Source organism: Burkholderia crassaminum (genome assembly GCF_964265005.1).
Taxonomy (GTDB): Bacteria; Pseudomonadota; Gammaproteobacteria; order Burkholderiales; family Burkholderiaceae; genus Burkholderia.
In genome coordinates, this window is record NZ_OZ183799.1 from 374,132 (window position 1) to 392,114 (window position 17,983).

General features: G+C 67.3%; 12 protein-coding genes and 1 riboswitch. Of the genes, 6 read left to right on the forward strand and 6 right to left on the reverse strand.

The window, feature by feature from the left end; translation table 11 throughout:
• The first annotated feature begins 174 nt into the window (after positions 1-174).
• From ACPTTF_RS01705 to ACPTTF_RS01715, 3 genes are all read left to right on the forward strand, one after another.
• Positions 175-4,878: a glutamate synthase-related protein gene (locus tag ACPTTF_RS01705; RefSeq protein ID WP_423370081.1), complete on the forward strand. Its 4,704-nt coding sequence runs from the start codon at positions 175-177 to the stop codon at positions 4,876-4,878.
• 85 nt (positions 4,879-4,963) lie between these two features.
• Entirely contained in the window at positions 4,964-6,430 is a 1,467-nt protein-coding gene (locus ACPTTF_RS01710; protein WP_423370082.1) for a glutamate synthase subunit beta, read from the forward strand.
• 61 nt (positions 6,431-6,491) lie between these two features.
• Positions 6,492-7,571 (forward strand): phytanoyl-CoA dioxygenase family protein, encoded by a 1,080-nt coding sequence (locus ACPTTF_RS01715; RefSeq protein WP_423370083.1) that lies wholly within the window; start codon positions 6,492-6,494, stop codon positions 7,569-7,571.
• Between the two features lie 23 nt (positions 7,572-7,594).
• Here ACPTTF_RS01715 and ACPTTF_RS01720 read toward each other — a convergent pair whose 3' ends face one another.
• Entirely contained in the window at positions 7,595-8,029 is a 435-nt protein-coding gene (locus ACPTTF_RS01720) for a hypothetical protein (protein ID WP_208102293.1), read from the reverse strand.
• 352 nt (positions 8,030-8,381) lie between these two features.
• Between ACPTTF_RS01720 and ACPTTF_RS01725 the strand changes: the two genes are divergently transcribed.
• Entirely contained in the window at positions 8,382-9,872 is a 1,491-nt protein-coding gene (locus ACPTTF_RS01725; RefSeq protein WP_423370085.1) for an alanine/glycine:cation symporter family protein, read from the forward strand.
• Complete coding sequence (gene thpR / locus ACPTTF_RS01730) at positions 9,869-10,447, forward strand: RNA 2',3'-cyclic phosphodiesterase (protein ID WP_423370086.1); 579 nt, start codon at positions 9,869-9,871, stop codon at positions 10,445-10,447. Before ACPTTF_RS01725 ends, thpR begins: the two co-directional genes overlap by 4 nt.
• Before the next feature lie 149 nt (positions 10,448-10,596).
• Here thpR and ACPTTF_RS01735 read toward each other — a convergent pair whose 3' ends face one another.
• Genes ACPTTF_RS01735 through ACPTTF_RS01755 form a run of 5 tightly spaced genes read right to left on the reverse strand, consistent with a single transcriptional unit; the run spans position 10,597 to position 16,226 of the window.
• Positions 10,597-11,931 carry a D-amino acid dehydrogenase gene (locus tag ACPTTF_RS01735; protein ID WP_423370087.1) on the reverse strand — a complete coding sequence of 445 codons (1,335 nt, stop codon included), beginning with the start codon at positions 11,929-11,931 and terminating at the stop codon, positions 10,597-10,599.
• 25 nt (positions 11,932-11,956) lie between these two features.
• The gene (locus tag ACPTTF_RS01740) at positions 11,957-13,219 is read right to left on the reverse strand and encodes an MFS transporter (protein ID WP_423370088.1); all 1,263 of its coding nucleotides are present in this window, start codon (positions 13,217-13,219) and stop codon (positions 11,957-11,959) included.
• Positions 13,220-13,267: 48 nt separating this feature from the next.
• Positions 13,268-13,627, reverse strand: a complete 360-nt coding sequence (locus ACPTTF_RS01745) for a hypothetical protein (protein WP_423370089.1) — start codon at positions 13,625-13,627, stop codon at positions 13,268-13,270.
• 56 nt (positions 13,628-13,683) lie between these two features.
• Positions 13,684-14,460 (reverse strand): SDR family NAD(P)-dependent oxidoreductase, encoded by a 777-nt coding sequence (locus ACPTTF_RS01750; protein WP_423370090.1) that lies wholly within the window; start codon positions 14,458-14,460, stop codon positions 13,684-13,686.
• Complete coding sequence (locus ACPTTF_RS01755; protein WP_423370091.1) at positions 14,457-16,226, reverse strand: ABC transporter ATP-binding protein/permease; 1,770 nt, start codon at positions 16,224-16,226, stop codon at positions 14,457-14,459. Before ACPTTF_RS01755 ends, ACPTTF_RS01750 begins: the two co-directional genes overlap by 4 nt.
• Before the next feature lie 269 nt (positions 16,227-16,495).
• Positions 16,496-16,619: riboswitch (TPP riboswitch) on the forward strand.
• A gap of 226 nt (positions 16,620-16,845) precedes the next feature.
• On the opposite strand from ACPTTF_RS01755, the gene ACPTTF_RS01760 reads away from it, so the two are divergent.
• Positions 16,846-17,982, forward strand: a complete 1,137-nt coding sequence (locus ACPTTF_RS01760) for an FAD-dependent oxidoreductase (protein WP_423370092.1) — start codon at positions 16,846-16,848, stop codon at positions 17,980-17,982.
• Position 17,983 lies beyond the last annotated feature (1 nt).

Consider the following 17,983-nt stretch of genomic DNA (forward strand, 5'->3'; position numbering starts at 1 on the left):
TCAACTGGTTTTTGTTGCTATTCCTTTGATTCGTCGCGTATATTCCGAATTCCGGTGGCCCGGGCGAAGCATGCCCATCCACTGTCGGCCGCGCCGTCTCCCGTCGGGAGCGGGATCGACGGCAACAAGAAAATGGTTCAACGGCCTCCAGGCCCCCTTTACGACGGTGTCCCCATGAACGACCACCAGCAGCCGCTCGCCGCGGTGCCCGCCGCACAAGGTCTGTATGACCCGCAAAACGAACATGACGCCTGTGGCGTCGGCTTCGTCGCTCACATCAAGGGCAAGAAGAGCCACGAGATCATTCAGCAGGGTCTGAAGATCCTCGAGAACCTCGATCACCGTGGCGCGGTCGGCGCCGATCCGCTGATGGGCGACGGCGCGGGCATCCTGATCCAGATTCCGGACGCGTTCTACCGCGAGGAAATGGCGAAGCAGGGCGTGAACCTGCCGCCGGCCGGCGAATATGGGGTCGGCATGATCTTCCTGCCGAAGGAAAACGCATCGCGTCTCGCGTGCGAGCAGGAGCTCGAGCGCACGGTGAAGGCGGAAGGCCAGGTCGTGCTCGGCTGGCGCGACGTGCCGGTCGACCATGCGATGCCGATTTCGCCGACCGTGAAGGCGAGCGAGCCGCTGATCCGCCAGATCTTCATCGGCCGCGGCAAGGACATCATGGTGACGGACGCGCTCGAGCGGAAGCTGTACGTGATCCGCAAGACAGCGAGCCACCGCATCCAGGCGCTGAAGCTCAAGCACGGCAAGGAATACTTCGTGCCGTCGATGTCGGCGCGCACGATCGTCTACAAGGGGCTGTTGCTCGCGGGCCAGGTCGGCGTGTACTACCGCGACCTGCAAGATGCGCGCGTCGTGTCGGCGCTCGCGCTCGTGCACCAGCGCTTCTCGACCAACACGTTCCCGGCGTGGGAACTGGCTCACCCGTACCGGATGATCGCGCACAACGGCGAGATCAACACCGTGAAGGGCAACGTGAACTGGCTGAACGCGCGTACCGGCGCGATCGCGTCGCACGTGCTCGCCGACGATCTGCCGAAACTGTGGCCGCTGATCTACCCGGGCCAGTCGGATACCGCCTCGTTCGACAACTGTCTCGAACTGCTGGTGATGGCCGGCTACCCGCTCGTGCACGCGGTGATGATGATGATCCCGGAAGCGTGGGAACAGCACACGCTGATGGACGAGAACCGCCGCGCGTTCTACGAATACCACGCCGCGATGATGGAGCCGTGGGACGGCCCGGCGGCGATCGCGTTCACCGACGGTCGCCAGATTGGCGCGACGCTCGACCGTAACGGCCTGCGCCCGGCGCGCTACATCGTGACCGACGACGACCTCGTCATCATGGCGTCGGAAGCCGGCACGCTGCCGATCCCCGAATCGAAGATCGTCAAGAAGTGGCGCCTGCAGCCGGGCAAGATGTTCCTGATCGACATGGAACACGGCCGCATCATCGACGACAAGGAACTGAAGGACAACCTCGCGAACGCGAAGCCGTACAAGAGCTGGATCGACGCCGTGCGCATCAAGCTCGACGAGATCGAGCCGAAGGCCGAGGAAGTCGCGGCCGGCCGTACGCAGGGCGCCGCGCTGCTCGACCGCCAGCAGGCGTTCGGCTATACGCAGGAAGACCTGAAGTTCCTGATGGCGCCGATGGCCCAGCAGGGTGAAGAGGCCGTCGGTTCGATGGGCAACGACTCGCCGCTCGCGGTGATGTCGAACAAGAACAAGACGCTCTATCACTACTTCAAGCAGCTGTTCGCGCAGGTCACGAACCCGCCGATCGACCCGATCCGCGAGAACATGGTGATGTCGCTCGTGTCGTTCATCGGCCCGAAGCCGAACCTGCTCGACACGAACAACATCAACCCGCCGATGCGCCTCGAAGTGTCGCAGCCGGTGCTCGACTTCAAGGACATCGCGAAGATCCGCGCGATCGACCAGTACACGGGCGGCAAGTTCAGCGCATACGAACTGAACATCTGCTACCCGGTCGCCTGGGGCAAGGAAGGCATCGAGGCGCGCCTCGCGTCGCTGTGCGCGGAAGCCGTCGACGCGGTGAAGTCGGGCTACAACATGCTGATCGTGTCGGACCGCAAGACGGACGCCGAGCACGTCGCGATTCCCGCGCTGCTCGCTACGTCGGCGATCCACACGCACCTCGTCCAGCAAGGGCTGCGCACGAGCACGGGCCTCGTCGTCGAGACGGGCTCCGCGCGTGAAACGCACCACTTCGCGCTGCTCGCAGGCTACGGCGCGGAAGCCGTGCACCCGTACCTCGCGATGGAAACGCTCGCGAAGATGGCCGAAGGGCTGCCGGGCGACCTGTCGCCGGAGAAGGCCGTCTACAACTTCACGAAGGCGGTCGGCAAGGGCCTGCAGAAAGTGATGTCGAAGATGGGCATCTCGACGTACATGTCGTACACGGGCGCGCAGATCTTCGAAGCGCTCGGCCTGTCGAGCGACCTCGTCGAGAAGTATTTCAAGGGCACGGCATCGAAGGTCGGTGGCATTGGCCTGTTCGAAGTCGCGGAAGAGGCGATCCGCCTGCACCGCGACGCGTTCGGCGACAACCCGGTGCTGCGCGACATGCTCGACGCGGGCGGCGAGTACGCATACCGCGTGCGCGGCGAAGACCACATGTGGACGCCGGATTCGATCGCGAAGCTCCAGCACGCCACGCGCAGCAACTCGTACCAGACGTACAAGGAATACGCGCACCTGATCAACGACCAGACCAAGCGTCACATGACGTTCCGCGGCCTGTTCGAGTTCAAGGTCGAGCCGACCAAGGCGATCCCGATCGACGACGTCGAATCGGCGAAGGACATCGTCAAGCGCTTCGCGACGGGCGCGATGTCGCTCGGTTCGATCAGCACCGAAGCGCACGCGACGCTCGCGATCGCGATGAACCGGATTGGCGGCAAGTCGAATACCGGCGAAGGCGGCGAGGACCAGAAGCGCTACCGCAACGAGCTGCGCGGCATTCCGATCAAGGCCGGCGAGACGCTGAAGTCGGTGATCGGCGATGAAATCGTCAGCGACATTACGCTGAAGGACGGCGATTCGCTGCGCTCGAAGATCAAGCAGGTCGCGTCGGGCCGCTTCGGCGTCACCGCCGAGTACCTCGCGTCGGCCGACCAGATCCAGATCAAGATGGCGCAGGGCGCGAAGCCGGGCGAAGGCGGCCAGCTGCCGGGCCACAAGGTGTCCGAGTACATCGGCAAGCTGCGTTACTCGGTGCCGGGCGTCGGCCTGATCTCGCCGCCGCCGCACCACGACATCTACTCGATCGAGGATCTGGCGCAGCTGATCCACGACCTGAAGAACGTGAACCCGAGCTCGAGCATCTCGGTGAAGCTGGTGTCGGAAGTGGGCGTCGGCACGGTCGCGGCCGGTGTCGCGAAGGCGAAGGCCGATCACGTCGTGATCGCCGGCCATGACGGCGGCACGGGTGCGTCGCCGCTGTCGTCGGTCAAGCATGCGGGCACGCCGTGGGAACTCGGCCTGGCGGAAACGCAGCAGACGCTGGTGCTGAACCGCCTGCGTGGCCGGATCCGCGTGCAGGCCGACGGCCAGATGAAGACGGGCCGCGACGTCGTGATCGGCGCGCTGCTCGGTGCGGACGAATTCGGCTTCGCGACGGCACCGCTCGTCGTCGAAGGCTGCATCATGATGCGCAAGTGCCACCTGAACACCTGCCCGGTCGGCGTCGCGACGCAGGATCCGGTGCTGCGTGCGAAGTTCCAGGGCCAGCCCGAGCACGTCGTGAACTACTTCTTCTTCGTTGCCGAGGAAGTGCGCGAGATCATGGCGCAGCTCGGCATCGCGAAGTTCGACGACCTGATCGGCCGCGCCGACCTGCTCGATACGCGCAAGGGCGTCGAGCACTGGAAGGCGAAGGGCCTCGACTTCTCGCGCGTGTTCTACCAGCCGGAAGAATGCGAGGACGTCGCGCCGCGTCACGTCGACGTGCAGGATCACGGCCTCGAGCGCGCGCTCGACCACGTGCTGATCGAGAAGGCGAAGGCCGCGATCGAGAACGGCGAGCATGTGTCGTTCATCCAGCCGGTGCGCAACGTGAACCGCACGGTCGGCGCGATGCTGTCGGGCGTGATCGCGAAGAAGCACGGCCACGACGGCCTGGCCGACGACGCGGTGCACATCCAGCTGAAGGGCACGGCCGGCCAGAGCTTCGGCGCGTTCCTCGCGAAGGGCGTGACGCTCGACCTCGTCGGCGACGGCAACGACTACGTCGGCAAGGGCCTGTCGGGCGGCCGGATCATCATCCGTCCGACCAACGACTTCCGCGGCAAGTCCGAGGAAAACATCATCTGCGGCAACACGGTGATGTACGGCGCGATCGAAGGCGAATCGTTCTTCCGCGGCGTCGCGGGCGAGCGCTTCTGCGTGCGCAACTCGGGCGCGACGGCGGTCGTCGAAGGCACGGGCGACCACGGTTGCGAATACATGACGGGCGGCACGGTCGTCGTGCTCGGCGAGACCGGGCGCAACTTCGCGGCCGGCATGTCGGGCGGTCTCGCGTACATCTACGATCCGGAAGGCACGTTCGCGGCGAAGTGCAACAAGTCGATGGTCGCGCTCGAGCCGGTGCTGCAGCAGGCCGAGCAGGAGCGCACGGTCGACCGCGCACTCTGGCACGCAGGCACGACGGACGAAGCGCTGCTCAAGGGGCTCATCGAGCGTCATTTCCAGTTCACGGGTTCGCCGCGCGCGAAGTCGCTGCTGGAAAACTGGGACGCCGCGCGCCGCCAGTTCGTGAAGGTGTTCCCGCACGAATACAAGCGCGCGCTGGGCGAGATCGGTGCGAAGAAGGCGGCGAAGGAAGAACTGGCCGCCTGAGCGACGAACGACATAGCGACTGCCGCGCGCGCATGACTGCCGCGCGCGGCTCCCCCACCCGATACACCGAACAGAAGAGCACCTTATGGGCAAGGCAACCGGTTTTCTGGAGTTCGAACGCCGCCACGAGGCGTACGAAGCACCGCTCACGCGCGTGAAGCACTACAAGGAATTTGTCGCGGCACTGACCGACGCGGACGCGAAGGTCCAGGGCGCACGCTGCATGGATTGCGGCATCCCGTTCTGCAACAACGGCTGCCCGGTCAACAACATCATTCCGGACTTCAACGATCTCGTTTACCGCCAGGACTGGCAGCAGGCGATCGAAGTCCTGCATTCGACCAACAACTTCCCGGAGTTCACGGGCCGCATCTGCCCGGCGCCGTGTGAAGCGGCGTGCACGCTCGGGATCAACGACGACCCGGTCGGCATCAAGTCGATCGAGCACGCGATCATCGACAAGGCCTGGGCGGAGGGCTGGGTGAAGCCGCTGCCGGCCGAGCACAAGACGGGCAAGAAGGTGGCGGTCGTCGGTTCGGGCCCCGCGGGCCTCGCCGCCGCGCAGCAGCTCGCGCGCGCGGGCCACGACGTGACGGTGTTCGAGAAGAACGACCGCGTCGGCGGCCTGTTGCGTTACGGGATTCCCGACTTCAAGCTCGAGAAGTGGCTGATCGACCGCCGCATGCGCCAGATGGAAGCGGAAGGCGTAACGTTCCGCACCAGCGTGTTCATCGGCAAGGATTCGCTGCCCGAGTCGATCGGCAGCCTCGCGAAGGAAACCATCTCGCCGGACACGCTGAAGGAAGAATTCGACGCGGTCGTGATCGCCGGCGGCTCGGAAACGCCGCGCGACCTGCCAGTGCCGGGCCGTGAGCTCGCGGGCGTGCATTACGCGATGGACTTCCTGCCGCAGCAGAACCGTGTGAACGCGGGCGACAAGCTCGTCGACCAGCTGCTCGCGAAGGGCAAGCACGTGATCGTGATCGGCGGCGGCGATACGGGTTCGGACTGCGTCGGCACGTCGAACCGTCACGGCGCGAAGCAGGTCACGCAGTTCGAGCTGCTGCCGCAGCCGCCGGAAGAGGAAAACAAGCCGCTCGTGTGGCCGTACTGGCCGATCAAGCTGCGCACGTCGTCGTCGCACGAGGAAGGCTGCGAGCGCGACTGGGCGGTCGCGACGAAGCGTCTCGAAGGCAAGAACGGCAAGGTCGAGAAGCTGATCGCTGCGCGCGTCGAGTGGAAGGACGGCAAGATGCAGGAAGTGCCGGGCTCCGAGTTCGAACTGAAGGCCGATCTCGTGCTGCTCGCGATGGGCTTCACGCAACCGGCGGCGCCGGTGCTCGAAGCGTTCGGCGTCGCGAAGGACGCGCGCGGCAATGCGCGTGCGGCGACCGAAGGCGATCGCTCGTACTACACGTCGGTCGACAAGGTGTTCGCGGCAGGCGACATGCGTCGCGGCCAGTCGCTCGTGGTGTGGGCGATCCGCGAGGGCCGCCAGTGCGCGCGCTCGGTCGATGCGTACCTGATGGGGCATTCGAACCTGCCGCGCTGAGCCGAATATCGCGAGCGGGTTTCGATGGAAGACGGGCGTCCGGAAGGGCGCCCGTTTTTTTATGCGTGCACCGGATGGCGGTTGCCCCTTAACATGCGCGAAACAGGGTGCAGGCCTTCACCGATCGACGGTCGAAGCTTGTTTCAGCCACGAACGCGTCGCGCAGTTTATGTCCCGAGAAAACGCCCCGGAAATCACCCGACCGTGCTTTACCGACGACGGCCAGCGCGTCCGGCTGGACGAGGTCGTTGCGCTGCTGCTTCCGTTCGGGCCAGGTCTTCACGTCGAGGATCACGCATTCGTCGGACGGCAGCGGCCGGTCGAAGTCGCGCAAGACATTGCCGACGTCATCCAGGCCCGGGTGGCGCTGGAGGGCTTCGCCCAGTTCACCCCGGGCGACGACGTGCGGAGCACCCTTCCGCTCGCGGCGATGCGCGACATGGTGACGGGCCTCGTGCAGGCCGGCATTCCGCCGGTGTTCGCGTTCGTGTGCGACGAATTCTGGCTCACGTACTGGCGGTTGCACCGGATCGTCCAGGCGGCGCTGGGCGCCGACACCTACCAGTTGATGCCGGATTTCTGGGTATGGCACGTCCGCGCGGACGCGGGGCAGGCCGGCTGGAGCATGCACCGCGATGCGGGGGCGAGATCGCTGCTGCCGGACGGTCGCGCCGGTGCGCTGTCGCTGTGGATCCCGCTGACGCCCGTCGATTCGACCACCGGTTGCGTGATGCTGCTGCCGAAGCATCGCGATCCCGACTATGGAACGGATCGCGTTTCGCAGGCCGAATTCGATGTGCGGGACATCCGCGCGCTTCCCGGGCTCGCCGGCGACCTGATGATGTGGAGCCAGGCCGTGCTGCACTGGGGCAGCCGCGGCAGTCCGCTGTCGGACGTGCCGCGGATCAGCATGTCGATGGGCGTTCGGGTCGATAGCCTGGGCCCGCTGAACCCGCCGCTGCTGAAATTCGATGTGTTGCCGGATGCCGGGCTGCGGCTCGAGCTGATCGCCAAGCAGATCCTGCAGTACGAGCGATTCGCGTCCATCGAACCCGCCTGGGCGCATTTTGCGCGCGTCTTGCTCGCAAGCGGCTTGTCCGGGCTGGTGTTCGACATCCCGGTCGAATGGCGGCTTCCCTGACGTGTTGAACGCGTAGTGGGGGATCACCGGTAGCTTCGGCCGGGATCGACTGCGCTCGGTTCGATGCCGGCAGGCGAATGGCCTCGTTGCAATGGCGTCGCGGGTTCGAGCGGCAGCATTTGAATCGTCCCGAAGCCGATGACGCGACGCGCGCAATCGATCGTGGCCACATAGCGCGTTTCGCCCGACTTCAGGTCGAATCCCCACCGGCCGAACTTGTCTGCATCGTAAAGAGGCATGCCGACGAACTCGATTTCGTCGGGACGCATGTCTTGCGCTTCGGCGAACGCGAGAATGCTCGCTTCTAGCTCTGCGAGCGGCGCGTCGGGGCAATAGCCGCTCGCGGGCTCGTATCGCGCAATCACGACGATGGCAAGAAGCAACACGGCAAGCACGATGGCTGCCGCGACGAGACCCAGCGCGAGACGACTCGCGTAGCGAATGACGGTTGGGATCATGAGCGCGTACGGATACTTCCCTGGTTGGTGACGTCGTATCCCCTCGCGTCCTGTTCGGGCATTCCGGGCAGTGTCCGGTCTGGTGTCGGGCGAGCGGCATCCGAAAGAGATTTCGACGTCCCGATTGTCCAGCCGAGTGGTCGTGAGCCGGGTGCCCCGGCCGGCAGGATCGCCGCGTCAGCGCCCCGCATTTTCGCGAAGCGTCGTCTAACCTGATGACATTCCGCTGCAATTTCTCGGCATCTCTATTTCTTTCGTTTTGTAATGTTCCTTGCGAACTGTCATATCATGTCGTCCCTCGGCCGTGTTTGCGGCGGTTGCATGTGACTGACCCTATTTACAAGGACTCTGGATGGAAGCATTCGTGCATGGGCTGATCGACGCCGTCAACGGCGTGTTGTGGAACTACGTGCTGATCGCGCTGCTGCTCGGTGTCGGTGCGTGGTTCACGTTGCGGTTCCGGATGATCCAGCTGAAGGCGCTGTTCCTCAGCATGAAACTGGTCGGCAGCAAGGGCGAGCCGGGCAGCATCTCGTCGTTCCAGGCGTTCGCGACCGGGCTCGCGAGCCGTGTCGGCACCGGCAACATCGCCGGCGTCGCGGTCGCGCTGACGGTCGGCGGGCCGGGCGCGATCTTCTGGATGTGGATGACGGCGCTGGTCGGGATGTCGTCCGCGTTCGTCGAGGCGACGCTCGCACAGATCTTCAAGGTGTCGCACCCGGACGGCAGCTATCGCGGCGGCCCCGCTTACTACATTCAGACCGGCCTGCGGTCGCGCGGCTTCGGCGTGCTGTTCTCGTTGTCGCTGATCCTCGCGTTCGGTTTCGTGTTCAACGCGGTGCAGGCGAATGCGATCGCCGACGCGTTCCATACGTCGTTCGGCTGGAGCCGCGAGACGGTCGGCCTCGGCCTCGTGCTGCTCTCCGCCCCGATCATCTTCGGCGGCATCCGCCGCATCGCGACGGTCGCGCAGGTGATCGTGCCGCTGATGGCGATCGGCTATCTCGCGCTCGCGGTCTATGCGGTCGCGACACACATCGCGCTCGTGCCGGACGTGATCGCGCTGATCGTGAAGAGCGCATTCGGTCTCGAGCAGGCGGCAGGTGGCCTGACCGGCTATGCGGTCAGCCAGGCGATCGCGATCGGCGTGAAGCGCGGGCTGTTCTCGAACGAAGCGGGGATGGGCAGCGCGCCGAATGCGGCCGCGACCGCGAGCACGCGGCACCCCGTCACGCAGGGGCTGATCCAGATGCTCGGCGTGTTCGTCGATACGATCGTGATCTGCAGCGCGACCGCGTTCGTGATCCTGCTGTCGGGCCAGTACGAGGTCGGCACCGGGATGGAAGGCGCGGCGCTCACGCAGCGCGCGATCTCGAGCCACGTCGGCGACTGGGGCGGCATCTACATGGCCGTCGCGATTTTCTTCCTTGCGTTCTCGTCGGTGATCGGCAACTACGCGTACGCGGAAGGCAACGTCGAATTCATCACGAAGCGGCGCGGCGTGCTGCCGCTGTTCCGTGTCGCGGTGCTCGGCATGGTGATGTTCGGCAGCGTCGGCCAACTGCCGCTCGTGTGGGCGATGGCCGATACGAGCATGGGCCTGATGGCGATCATCAACCTGATCGCGATCCTCGCGCTGGGCAAGTATGCGCATGCCGCGTGGGCCGACTATCGCCGCCAGCGCGCGGCGGGCATCGCCGATCCGGTGTTCACGCGCAACACGATTCCCGAGCTCGCGCGCGTGCTGCCGGCCGACGTGTGGGGCGAGCATGGCCCGCTGCCGCAGCGCCCCGCTGCGGCCGAAACGGCACGCGCGCCGCGTGCCGCGGTGAGCGAGTCATGAACGGCGACCGGCTCCGTGCGTTCGTCGCGCTGATGCCCGATGCGGCTTCGCGCGACGCGCTGCACGCGTTGCCGGTCACCCGTGGCGCGCGGCGCACGCTGCCCGCGCAACTGCACATGACGCTCGCGTTCATCGGCGCGATCGAACGGGAACGCTGCGAGGTGCTGGCCGCCCATCTGCCCGCGCTCGCGACAGCCCATGCGCTGCCGTTGCTGCCGGTCGAGCGGATCGCGTGGTGGCCGAGCCTGCCGCGCGCGAGGCTGATCGTCGCGGAGCTCGAGGCCGATCCTGCCTGTGTGGCGCTGAATGCTGGGCTGGAGGCGCTGCTCGACGAACTGGGCGTGCCGGCCGATCGTCGGCCGTTTCGGCCGCACGTGACGCTCGCGCGGCTGCCGCGCGATGCGGTCGGCCAGCCCGCGCACGGTGGTGCGCCCGGGCGGGCGGTCGCGGTGCGTGTCGAAGCGCTGACGTTATTCGAAAGCCGGCTGTCGCACGAGGGCGTGTCGCATCGGCCGATCGTGTCCGCGCCGATCGCATGGGCGGACGGTGAGGCGGACGATCAGGCGGTGCAATGAGCGGCTAGCGCGCCGCGTAGCGATTGCCGGGCGCCACGCGTATCGCGCCCGCGCATCCCGTCGACGATATGATCCGGCCTGCCGGGCCTGCCGGGCCTGCCGGGCCTGCCGGGCCTACCAAGCTTGCCGGGCGTAGCGGGCCACCAGGCCTACCGGCCGTAACGCGCGAGCGTCAGGCCCGACAGGTCGATCTCCGGTTCTCGCCCCGTGACGAGATCCGCCACCACCTTCCCCGACCCCATCGACATCGCCCAACCCGTCGAGCCGTGGCCGACGTTGAGCCAGAGCCCGTCGATCCCGCTCGCGCCGAGCAGCGGCGGCCCGTCCGGCGTCATCGGCCGGCGGCCGACCCAGAAGCGCGCCGATGCGCGATCGGCCGCGTGCGGGAACCAGTCGTCGAGCACTTTCATCAGCGTATCGAGTGCCTGCTGGCGCAGTGCTGCGTGCCGGTTACCGAGTTCCGCGGTACCCGCGACGCGCAACGTCGGGCCGAATCGCGTGATCGCCGTCTTCAGCGATTCGTCCATCAGCGCGGCGCGCGGGGCTTTTTCGTCGTCGACGACGGAGAGCGTCGCCGAATAACCTTTCACCGGATACAGCGGCACGTCGATGCCGTGCGGCCGCAGCAGGCCCGCGCTGTCGACGCCGAGCGCGACGACGATCGCGTCGGCGGCGAGCCGCGTGTCGCGATACTTGCCGTCTCCGTTCGATGCGCGCGGTTTCGGTCGTGCCCGATCCGGCGTATCGCCATCCTCATTGCCGTGACCGACGATTCGCACGCCGCGCACCTGGCCCGCTTCAACGTCGAGCGCCTGCACTTCCGTGCGAAAGCGGAACGTCACGCCGTTCGCTTCGCACAGCGCCCGCAGTTCATGCGTAAAGCGTGCGCAATCGCCCGCTTCGTCGTCGGGCAGGTAGATGCCGCCGACCGGCGCCTGCCGCGCCCAGCGCAAGCCCGGTTCGATCGCCGTGCAGCCGGCCGCGTCGAGCTCGCGAAACGCGATGCCGGCGTCGCGCAGCACCTTCAGCGCGGGCTGCACCATTTCGACGTCGAACGCGCCGCGCAGCAGTTGCAGGTAGCCGCGGCTCGCGCCGTAGTCGAACGGGTGACGGTCGCGAAACGCATGCAGGCATGCACGGCTGTAATACGCGATGCGCTGCATCCGCTGCTTGTTCACGCGGAACCGATCGAATTCGCATTCGCGCAGCCAGCGCGCGATCCAGCGCCACTGCGCGGCATCGAGCGTCGGCCGGAAGATCAGCGGCGACGCGGGCTTGAACAGGTACTTGAGGATCTTGCCGGGCATCCCGGGCGCGGCCCACGGCGTCACGTAACCGGGCGCGATCACGCCCGCGTTGCCGAGGCTCGTCGCCTGCGCGACATCGGCCTCGCGTTCGATCACGGTGACGTCGCAACCTGCTTCACGCAGGTGCCAGGCCGTGGTGACGCCGATCACGCCGGCGCCGAGAACGATCACGTGCATGTGGTTTCCGGAACGAAGCGGTGGCTCACGACGCGACGGCCGGCTCGTCGACGAGCGACTTGCCGCGCGTTTCCGGCAGGACCAGCGCGGCGACGATCACGAGCAGGTAGCCGCCGCCCGCGACGAGGCCGATCGCCTTCACGAGCGACATCGACTGCGACAGCGAGCCGACGAGGATCGGGAAGAACGAGCCGAGCCCGCGTCCGAGGTTGTAGCAGAAGCCCTGGCCCGAGCCGCGGATCGTGCCCGGATACAGCTCCGACAGATACGCGCCGACGCCCGCGAAGATCCCCTGCACGACGATGCCGAGCGGGAAGCCGAGCAGCAGCATCGCGGTATCGGTGATCGGCAGCATCGTGTACGCCATGCCGAGCGAGAATGAGCCGATCGCGAACAGGATGAACGACGCGCGGCGGCCGAGCCGGTCGGACAGGATCGCGCCGACTACGTAACCGACGAACGAGCCGACGATCAGCACGACGAGATAGCTGCTCGTGTTGAACACGGACAGGTGGCGAACCGTTTTCAGGTAAGTGGGCAGCCAGGTCGTGATCGCGTAGTAGCCGCCGAGCATCCCGGTGCACAGCGCGCTGCCGAACAGCGTCGCGCGCAGGTGCCGCGGCGCGAAGATCTCGAGGAAGTGGCCCGACACGCGGCCTTCGTCGCGCGCGCGGCGGGTGGCCGTGTAGATGTCCGGATCGCTGACGTTGCGGCGGATGTACAGGATCCACAGCGCGGGCACGATGCCGATCCAGAAGCATGCGCGCCACGCGACCTGCTCGGGCAGCAGCGCGAAGAACGCCCAGTAGAGGATCGCGGCCGCGCCCCAGCCGAACGACCAGCTGCTCTGCACGGTGCCGACGGCTTTCGCGCGGTGCTCGGGCGAGCGGATCGTCTCGGCCATCATGATCGTCACGACCGACCATTCACCGCCGAAGCCGAAACCCTGCAGCGTGCGCGTCGCGAGCAGCTGCCAGAACGAATGGGTGAAGCCGGACAGGCACGTGAACAGTGCGAACGTCGCGATCGTCCACTGCAGCACGCGCACGCGGCCGTAGCGGTCGGCGAGGATCCCGGCGACCCAGCCGCCGATGGCCGACGAGATCAGCGAGCTCGTCGCGATCATCCCGGCCTCGCTCTTCGTCATGCCCCACGTGGCGATCAGCGTCGGGATCAGGAACGTGTAGATCATGAAGTCGAATGCGTCGACCGCGTAGCCGCCGAATCCGGCGTACAGCGTCCTGCGCTCGCGCGTCGACAGTTCGTCGAACCACTGGAATGCCTGCATGCTTGCCGCCCCTGTTGTCTCGTATCGCGCTGCCGCGTGGCGGTTATTTTACGGGCGGGGAGCGGGGCGCCAAAAAGACGGGAACGAGGGTGTGATGGCGCGGCGGGCGACGAGGGCGACGAGGGCGACGAGGGCGACGAGGGCGACGAGGGCGACGAGGGCGACGAGGGCGACGAGGGCGACGAGGGCGACGAGGGCGGCGAGGGCGGCGAGGGTGACGAGGGTGATGAGGGTGATGAGGGTGATGAGGGTGATGAGGGTGATGAGGGTGATGAGGGTGATGAGGGTGATGAGGGTGATGAGGGTGACGAGGGTGACGAGGGTGATGGGGGTGATGAGGTTGATGAGGGGGCGTGGAACGGCGGGTGTTCCGGGAACGTGTGAGCGCCGATCGCGCTCGAGCGCCACGCAAACGTCGGTGGCAGCGACGTCCCGCACGCCTGCACGGCGCGTAGGCGCTCGATTCAGAGCATCAGGCCACCGTCGACGTGAACGACCTGGCCGGTAATCTGTCGCGCCGCATCCGACAGCAGGAACGCGATCAGCGCGGCAACGTCGTCGGGTTCGGCGATCCGGCCGAGCGGTGTCGCCTGTTCGGCCTGCGCCCACGCGGCGGCGTTGCCCGCGCTTGGCCCATGGTCCTTGCGCGTGAAGCCCGGCGCGACCGCGTTGACGGTGATGCCGCGCGCGGCGAATTCGGCGGCGGCGGTGCGCACGAGCGATTCGAGCGCGGCCTTCGCCGCAGCGGTGGCCGCGAAGGGCGCGTCGGCGCGGTAGCGGTGCGCGACGAATGAACTGACCGCGACGATCCGCGGCGCGGCCGACGCCTCGAGCAGCGGCCGCGCGCGGCCCGCGAGCGCCGAGAATGCGCCGGGCATCGCCGCGAAGGCGGACGCGAGCGCGTCCGCGGAAAGACCGGAAAAGGATTGCCGTGCGGCGAAGCCGGCGTTGGCGACGAGATGATCGAGCCCGCCGAAGCGCGTGGCGGCCGCATCGACGAGCGAGGCGGCGACGCCTGGCTCACCGAGATCGCCGGTGAGCATGACGCACTCCGCGCCGGCCGCCGTGCACGCATGGGCGACTTCGGCGAGCCGGGCGCGTGCCGCTTCGTCCGCGCCGCGCGCGTGCAGCGCCAATGCGATGCCGGGCGCCGCGAGCCGCCGCGCGAGTGCCGCACCGATCCCCGAACCGGCGCCGGTGATCAGCGCGACCCGCGCGATGTGCGCGGCGCGTTTGTTCACGCCGCGACCTTGTCGCCGGCGTTCACGCGCTCGACGTTGATCGTGCCGACGTGGAACGCGGCCAGCGATTCGCGGTGCGCGATGCTGACGATCGCGGCCTTCGGCAACCGTTCGGCGAACAGGTGGTACAGGCGTGCCTCGTTGTCGGCGTCGAGCGCGCTCGTCGCTTCGTCGAGGAACAGGAAGTCGGGCTTGTGCAGCAGCACGCGCGCGCCAGCCAGGCGCTGCTGTTCGCCCGGCGACAGCACGCGGGTCCAGTGCGCGTTCTCGTCGAGGCGCTCGACGTAATCCTCGAGGCGGCATGCGCGCAGCGCATCGCGGCAGGCCTCGTCGCTGAACGCGTCGGGTGTCGCCGGATAGGTGAGCGCGGCCTTCAGCGTGCCGATCGGCAGATAGCTCGTTTGCGGCACGAACATCATCCGCGCGCCGACCGGCGCATCGATCGCACCGTCGCCGAACGGCCACAGGCCCGCGAGCGCGCGCATGAACGTGCTCTTGCCGGAACCCGACTTGCCGATCACGAGCCAGCGCGAGCCGGGCTCGATCGTGATGCTGCCGATGTTCGCGAGCGCGTTGCCGTTCGGCAGCGCGAGCTTGAGCGACGACGTCGACAGCTTCGCCGCATCGACATAGTGCAGGTTGATGCCGCCATGCTCGGTCGCGGGCGACAGGCTTTCCTTCAGGTGCGACGTGCCCATCACGCGCTTGAATTCGCGCAGACGGTTGACGGTGGCGCGCCATTCGACGAGGGTCGAGTAACTGTTGATGAACCACGAGAACGAATCGCTGACGGTGCCGAACGCGGACGAGATCTGCATCAGCACGCCGAACGAGAACGCGCCCGCGAAATAGCGCGGCGCGGCGACGACGAGCGGGAAGATGATCGCGATCTGCCCGTAGAAGCTCAGCACGAACGTGAGCCGCTTCGTGTACTTCATCACGCGCCACCAGTTGTCGCGGATGCGCATGAAGAGGGTTTGCGCGTTGCCGGTCTCGGTCTTCTCGCCTTCGTAGAACGCGATCTGCTCGGCGTTCTCGCGCACCCGGATCAGCCCGAAGCGGAAGTCGGCCTCGACGCGCTGCTGCTGGTAGTTGATCGACACGAGCGGATGGCCGACCTTCTGGATGATCAGCGAGCCGATCACCGCGTACAGCGCGGCTGCCCACACCATATAGCCGGGAATCGAGATCGGCGTCGCGCCGAGCGTGAACGTCAGTGCGCCGGCGAGCGACCACAGGATCGTGATGAACGACACGAGCGTGACGACCGTCGACAGCAGGTCGAGCGACAGCGCGAGCGTCGTGGTCGCGAACGACTGGAGGTCGTCGGTGATCCGCTGGTCGGGGTTGTCGGCGAGACGGTCACGCTCGATCCGGTAGAACGCGCGATCGCCGAGCCACTGGCCGAGAAAGCGGTCGGTGAGCCACTGGCGCCAGCGGAAACCGAGCATCTGCCGCAAGTAGCGGCCGTACACGGCGAGGATGATGAATGCGAACGCGAGCGCGGAGAACTGCATCAGCAGGTTCGGGAAGTCGTGGACGTCCTTCGACTGCAGCGCGTTGTAGAACTCGGCGTTCCACTTGTTCAGCCGGACGTTGATCCAGACCACACAGAGGTTGATCGCGATGATCGCGACCAGCAGACCCCACGCGAATTTCCATTCGGACGATACCCAGTAGGGCTTGATGAGGCTCCATGCGGATACCGGGCGCTCGTCCTGCGGCGCGTCGGAGGCGGAGCGGACGGGATCGATCGATTGGGTCATGTGCTTCCTGATGAGTAGCCGGCGCGCGGGCCGGGCGAAGCCGGGCGCGCGCCGCGATACGGCATGCCGGGACGCGGCGCCGACTGACGGCGGGCGTCCGGATGGTCGCCCGCGCGTCTTAAACGGCACTTAAGGCCGGCGGTGACGCGGCAACCGGCCGCTCGCGCGGCCGGCCTGCGGGCATTGTGCCAGAGCGGCGCGGCACGACGGCGAATTTGCCGCAAGGGGGACAGTTTGCGGCGCTTTCCGCTTTTATGGTCTAATGGCCGACGACGAAACAGGGGTGCTTTGTGGCGCGGCCGGCAGATGTTCCGGGCAGCGCGATGAGGCTGAGAAAGACCCTTCGCACCCGATCCGGGTAATACCGGCGAGGGAAGTTTCTGATCCCGCCGGGTCGCGCTGGCTGCCATCCCACATGGTCAGCGCCCAAGTCCCGCCCGGCCGGCCTTTGCTGCCGGTTTCGTCCTTTTGGGTACGCGCTTTTGCGCGTTACGGAAGGAATGATGACCGCACAATCTTCAGTCTTTTGCATGGTTCCCGGCCCGACGTCGCGTGCGTTCGCACGCGGCGGCGCGTTTGCGTCGACGCTCGTCGAGCGTGCCCGCGCGGAGGGTGCGCGATGAACGCCCGGGATACTCGACCCGATTTCGCAGTGCTCGGCGGCGGCCTCGTCGGCCGCCTGATCGCATGGCGGCTCGCGGGCGACGGGCATCGCGTCGCGCTTTACGAGCGCGGCGGCCCGGACGGCGAGCAGTCGGCCGCATGGATCGCGGCCGCGATGCTCGCGCCGCTCGCGGAAGCGGCGAGCGCCGAGCTGCTGATCACCGAGCTCGGCGCCGCGTCGCTCGCGCGCTGGCCGCAGTGGCTCGCGGAACTGCCCGAACCCGTCTTCTTCCAGCATCACGGCACGCTCGTCGTCTGGCATCACGCGGATCGCGCGGAGGCGCCGTTGTTCGAGCGGCGCGTGCGCGCGAACGCGCCGGCCGACCTGTTCGACAGCGGTTTCGTGACGCTCGCCGGCGCGCAGGTCGACGCGGCCGAGCCGGTGCTCGCGGGCCGCTTCGCGCGCGGCCTGCTGCTGCCGAACGAAGGCCAGCTCGACAATCGCCAGGCGCTGCGCGCGCTCGCGACCGGGCTCGCCGAGCGCGGCGTCGACCTGCACTGGCACGTCACGATCGACGATGCGAACCTGCCCGCCGCGCATTTCACGATTGATTGCCGCGGGCTCGGCGCGAAATCCGCGCTGCCCGCGTTGCGCGGCATCCGTGGCGAAGTCGCGCGCGTGCGCGCGCCCGGCATCGGGCTCACCCGGCCCGTGCGGCTGCTGCATCCGCGCTATCCGTTGTACATCGCGCCGAAGCAGGACGATCTCTATGTGATCGGCGCGACCGAGGTGGAAGGGGAGGACATGTCGCCCGTCAGCGTGCGCTCCGCGCTCGAACTGCTGAGCGCGGCGTTCTCCGTGCATCCGGCGTTCGGCGAGGCGCGCATCCTCGAGCTCAATGCGCAGTGCCGGCCGACGCTGCCCGATCATCGCCCGGCGGTGATCTGGGACGGCGCGTCGACGCTCGCCGTCAACGGCCTGTACCGGCACGGCTTCATGATCGCGCCGGAAGTCGCGCATGCGGCGGTCGCGCTCGCCGAAGCCGCGCTCGACGGCGCGTTCGGCGATGTCGACGCGTTCGCCGCGTGGCGCGACGCCGCACGCTGGCCGACGCTCCTTCATCACCGTAACGACGTGCGCCAGCCGGCCTGAC

Excerpts from the sequence above, each read along its gene's own strand:
- ACPTTF_RS01715 (WP_423370083.1), top strand. The coding sequence starts at position 6,492 with ATGCGTGCACCGGATGGCGGTTGCCCCTTAACATGCGCGAAACAGGGT.
- ACPTTF_RS01740 (WP_423370088.1), bottom strand. The coding sequence starts at position 13,219 with ATGCAGGCATTCCAGTGGTTCGACGAACTGTCGACGCGCGAGCGCAGG.
- ACPTTF_RS01710 (WP_423370082.1), top strand. The coding sequence starts at position 4,964 with ATGGGCAAGGCAACCGGTTTTCTGGAGTTCGAACGCCGCCACGAGGCG.
- ACPTTF_RS01735 (WP_423370087.1), bottom strand. The coding sequence starts at position 11,931 with ATGCACGTGATCGTTCTCGGCGCCGGCGTGATCGGCGTCACCACGGCC.
- ACPTTF_RS01725 (WP_423370085.1), top strand. The coding sequence starts at position 8,382 with ATGGAAGCATTCGTGCATGGGCTGATCGACGCCGTCAACGGCGTGTTG.
- ACPTTF_RS01720 (WP_208102293.1), bottom strand. The coding sequence starts at position 8,029 with ATGATCCCAACCGTCATTCGCTACGCGAGTCGTCTCGCGCTGGGTCTC.
- ACPTTF_RS01755 (WP_423370091.1), bottom strand. The coding sequence starts at position 16,226 with ATGACCCAATCGATCGATCCCGTCCGCTCCGCCTCCGACGCGCCGCAG.
- ACPTTF_RS01705 (WP_423370081.1), top strand. The coding sequence starts at position 175 with ATGAACGACCACCAGCAGCCGCTCGCCGCGGTGCCCGCCGCACAAGGT.
- thpR (WP_423370086.1), top strand. The coding sequence starts at position 9,869 with ATGAACGGCGACCGGCTCCGTGCGTTCGTCGCGCTGATGCCCGATGCG.
- ACPTTF_RS01760 (WP_423370092.1), top strand. The coding sequence starts at position 16,846 with ATGAACGCCCGGGATACTCGACCCGATTTCGCAGTGCTCGGCGGCGGC.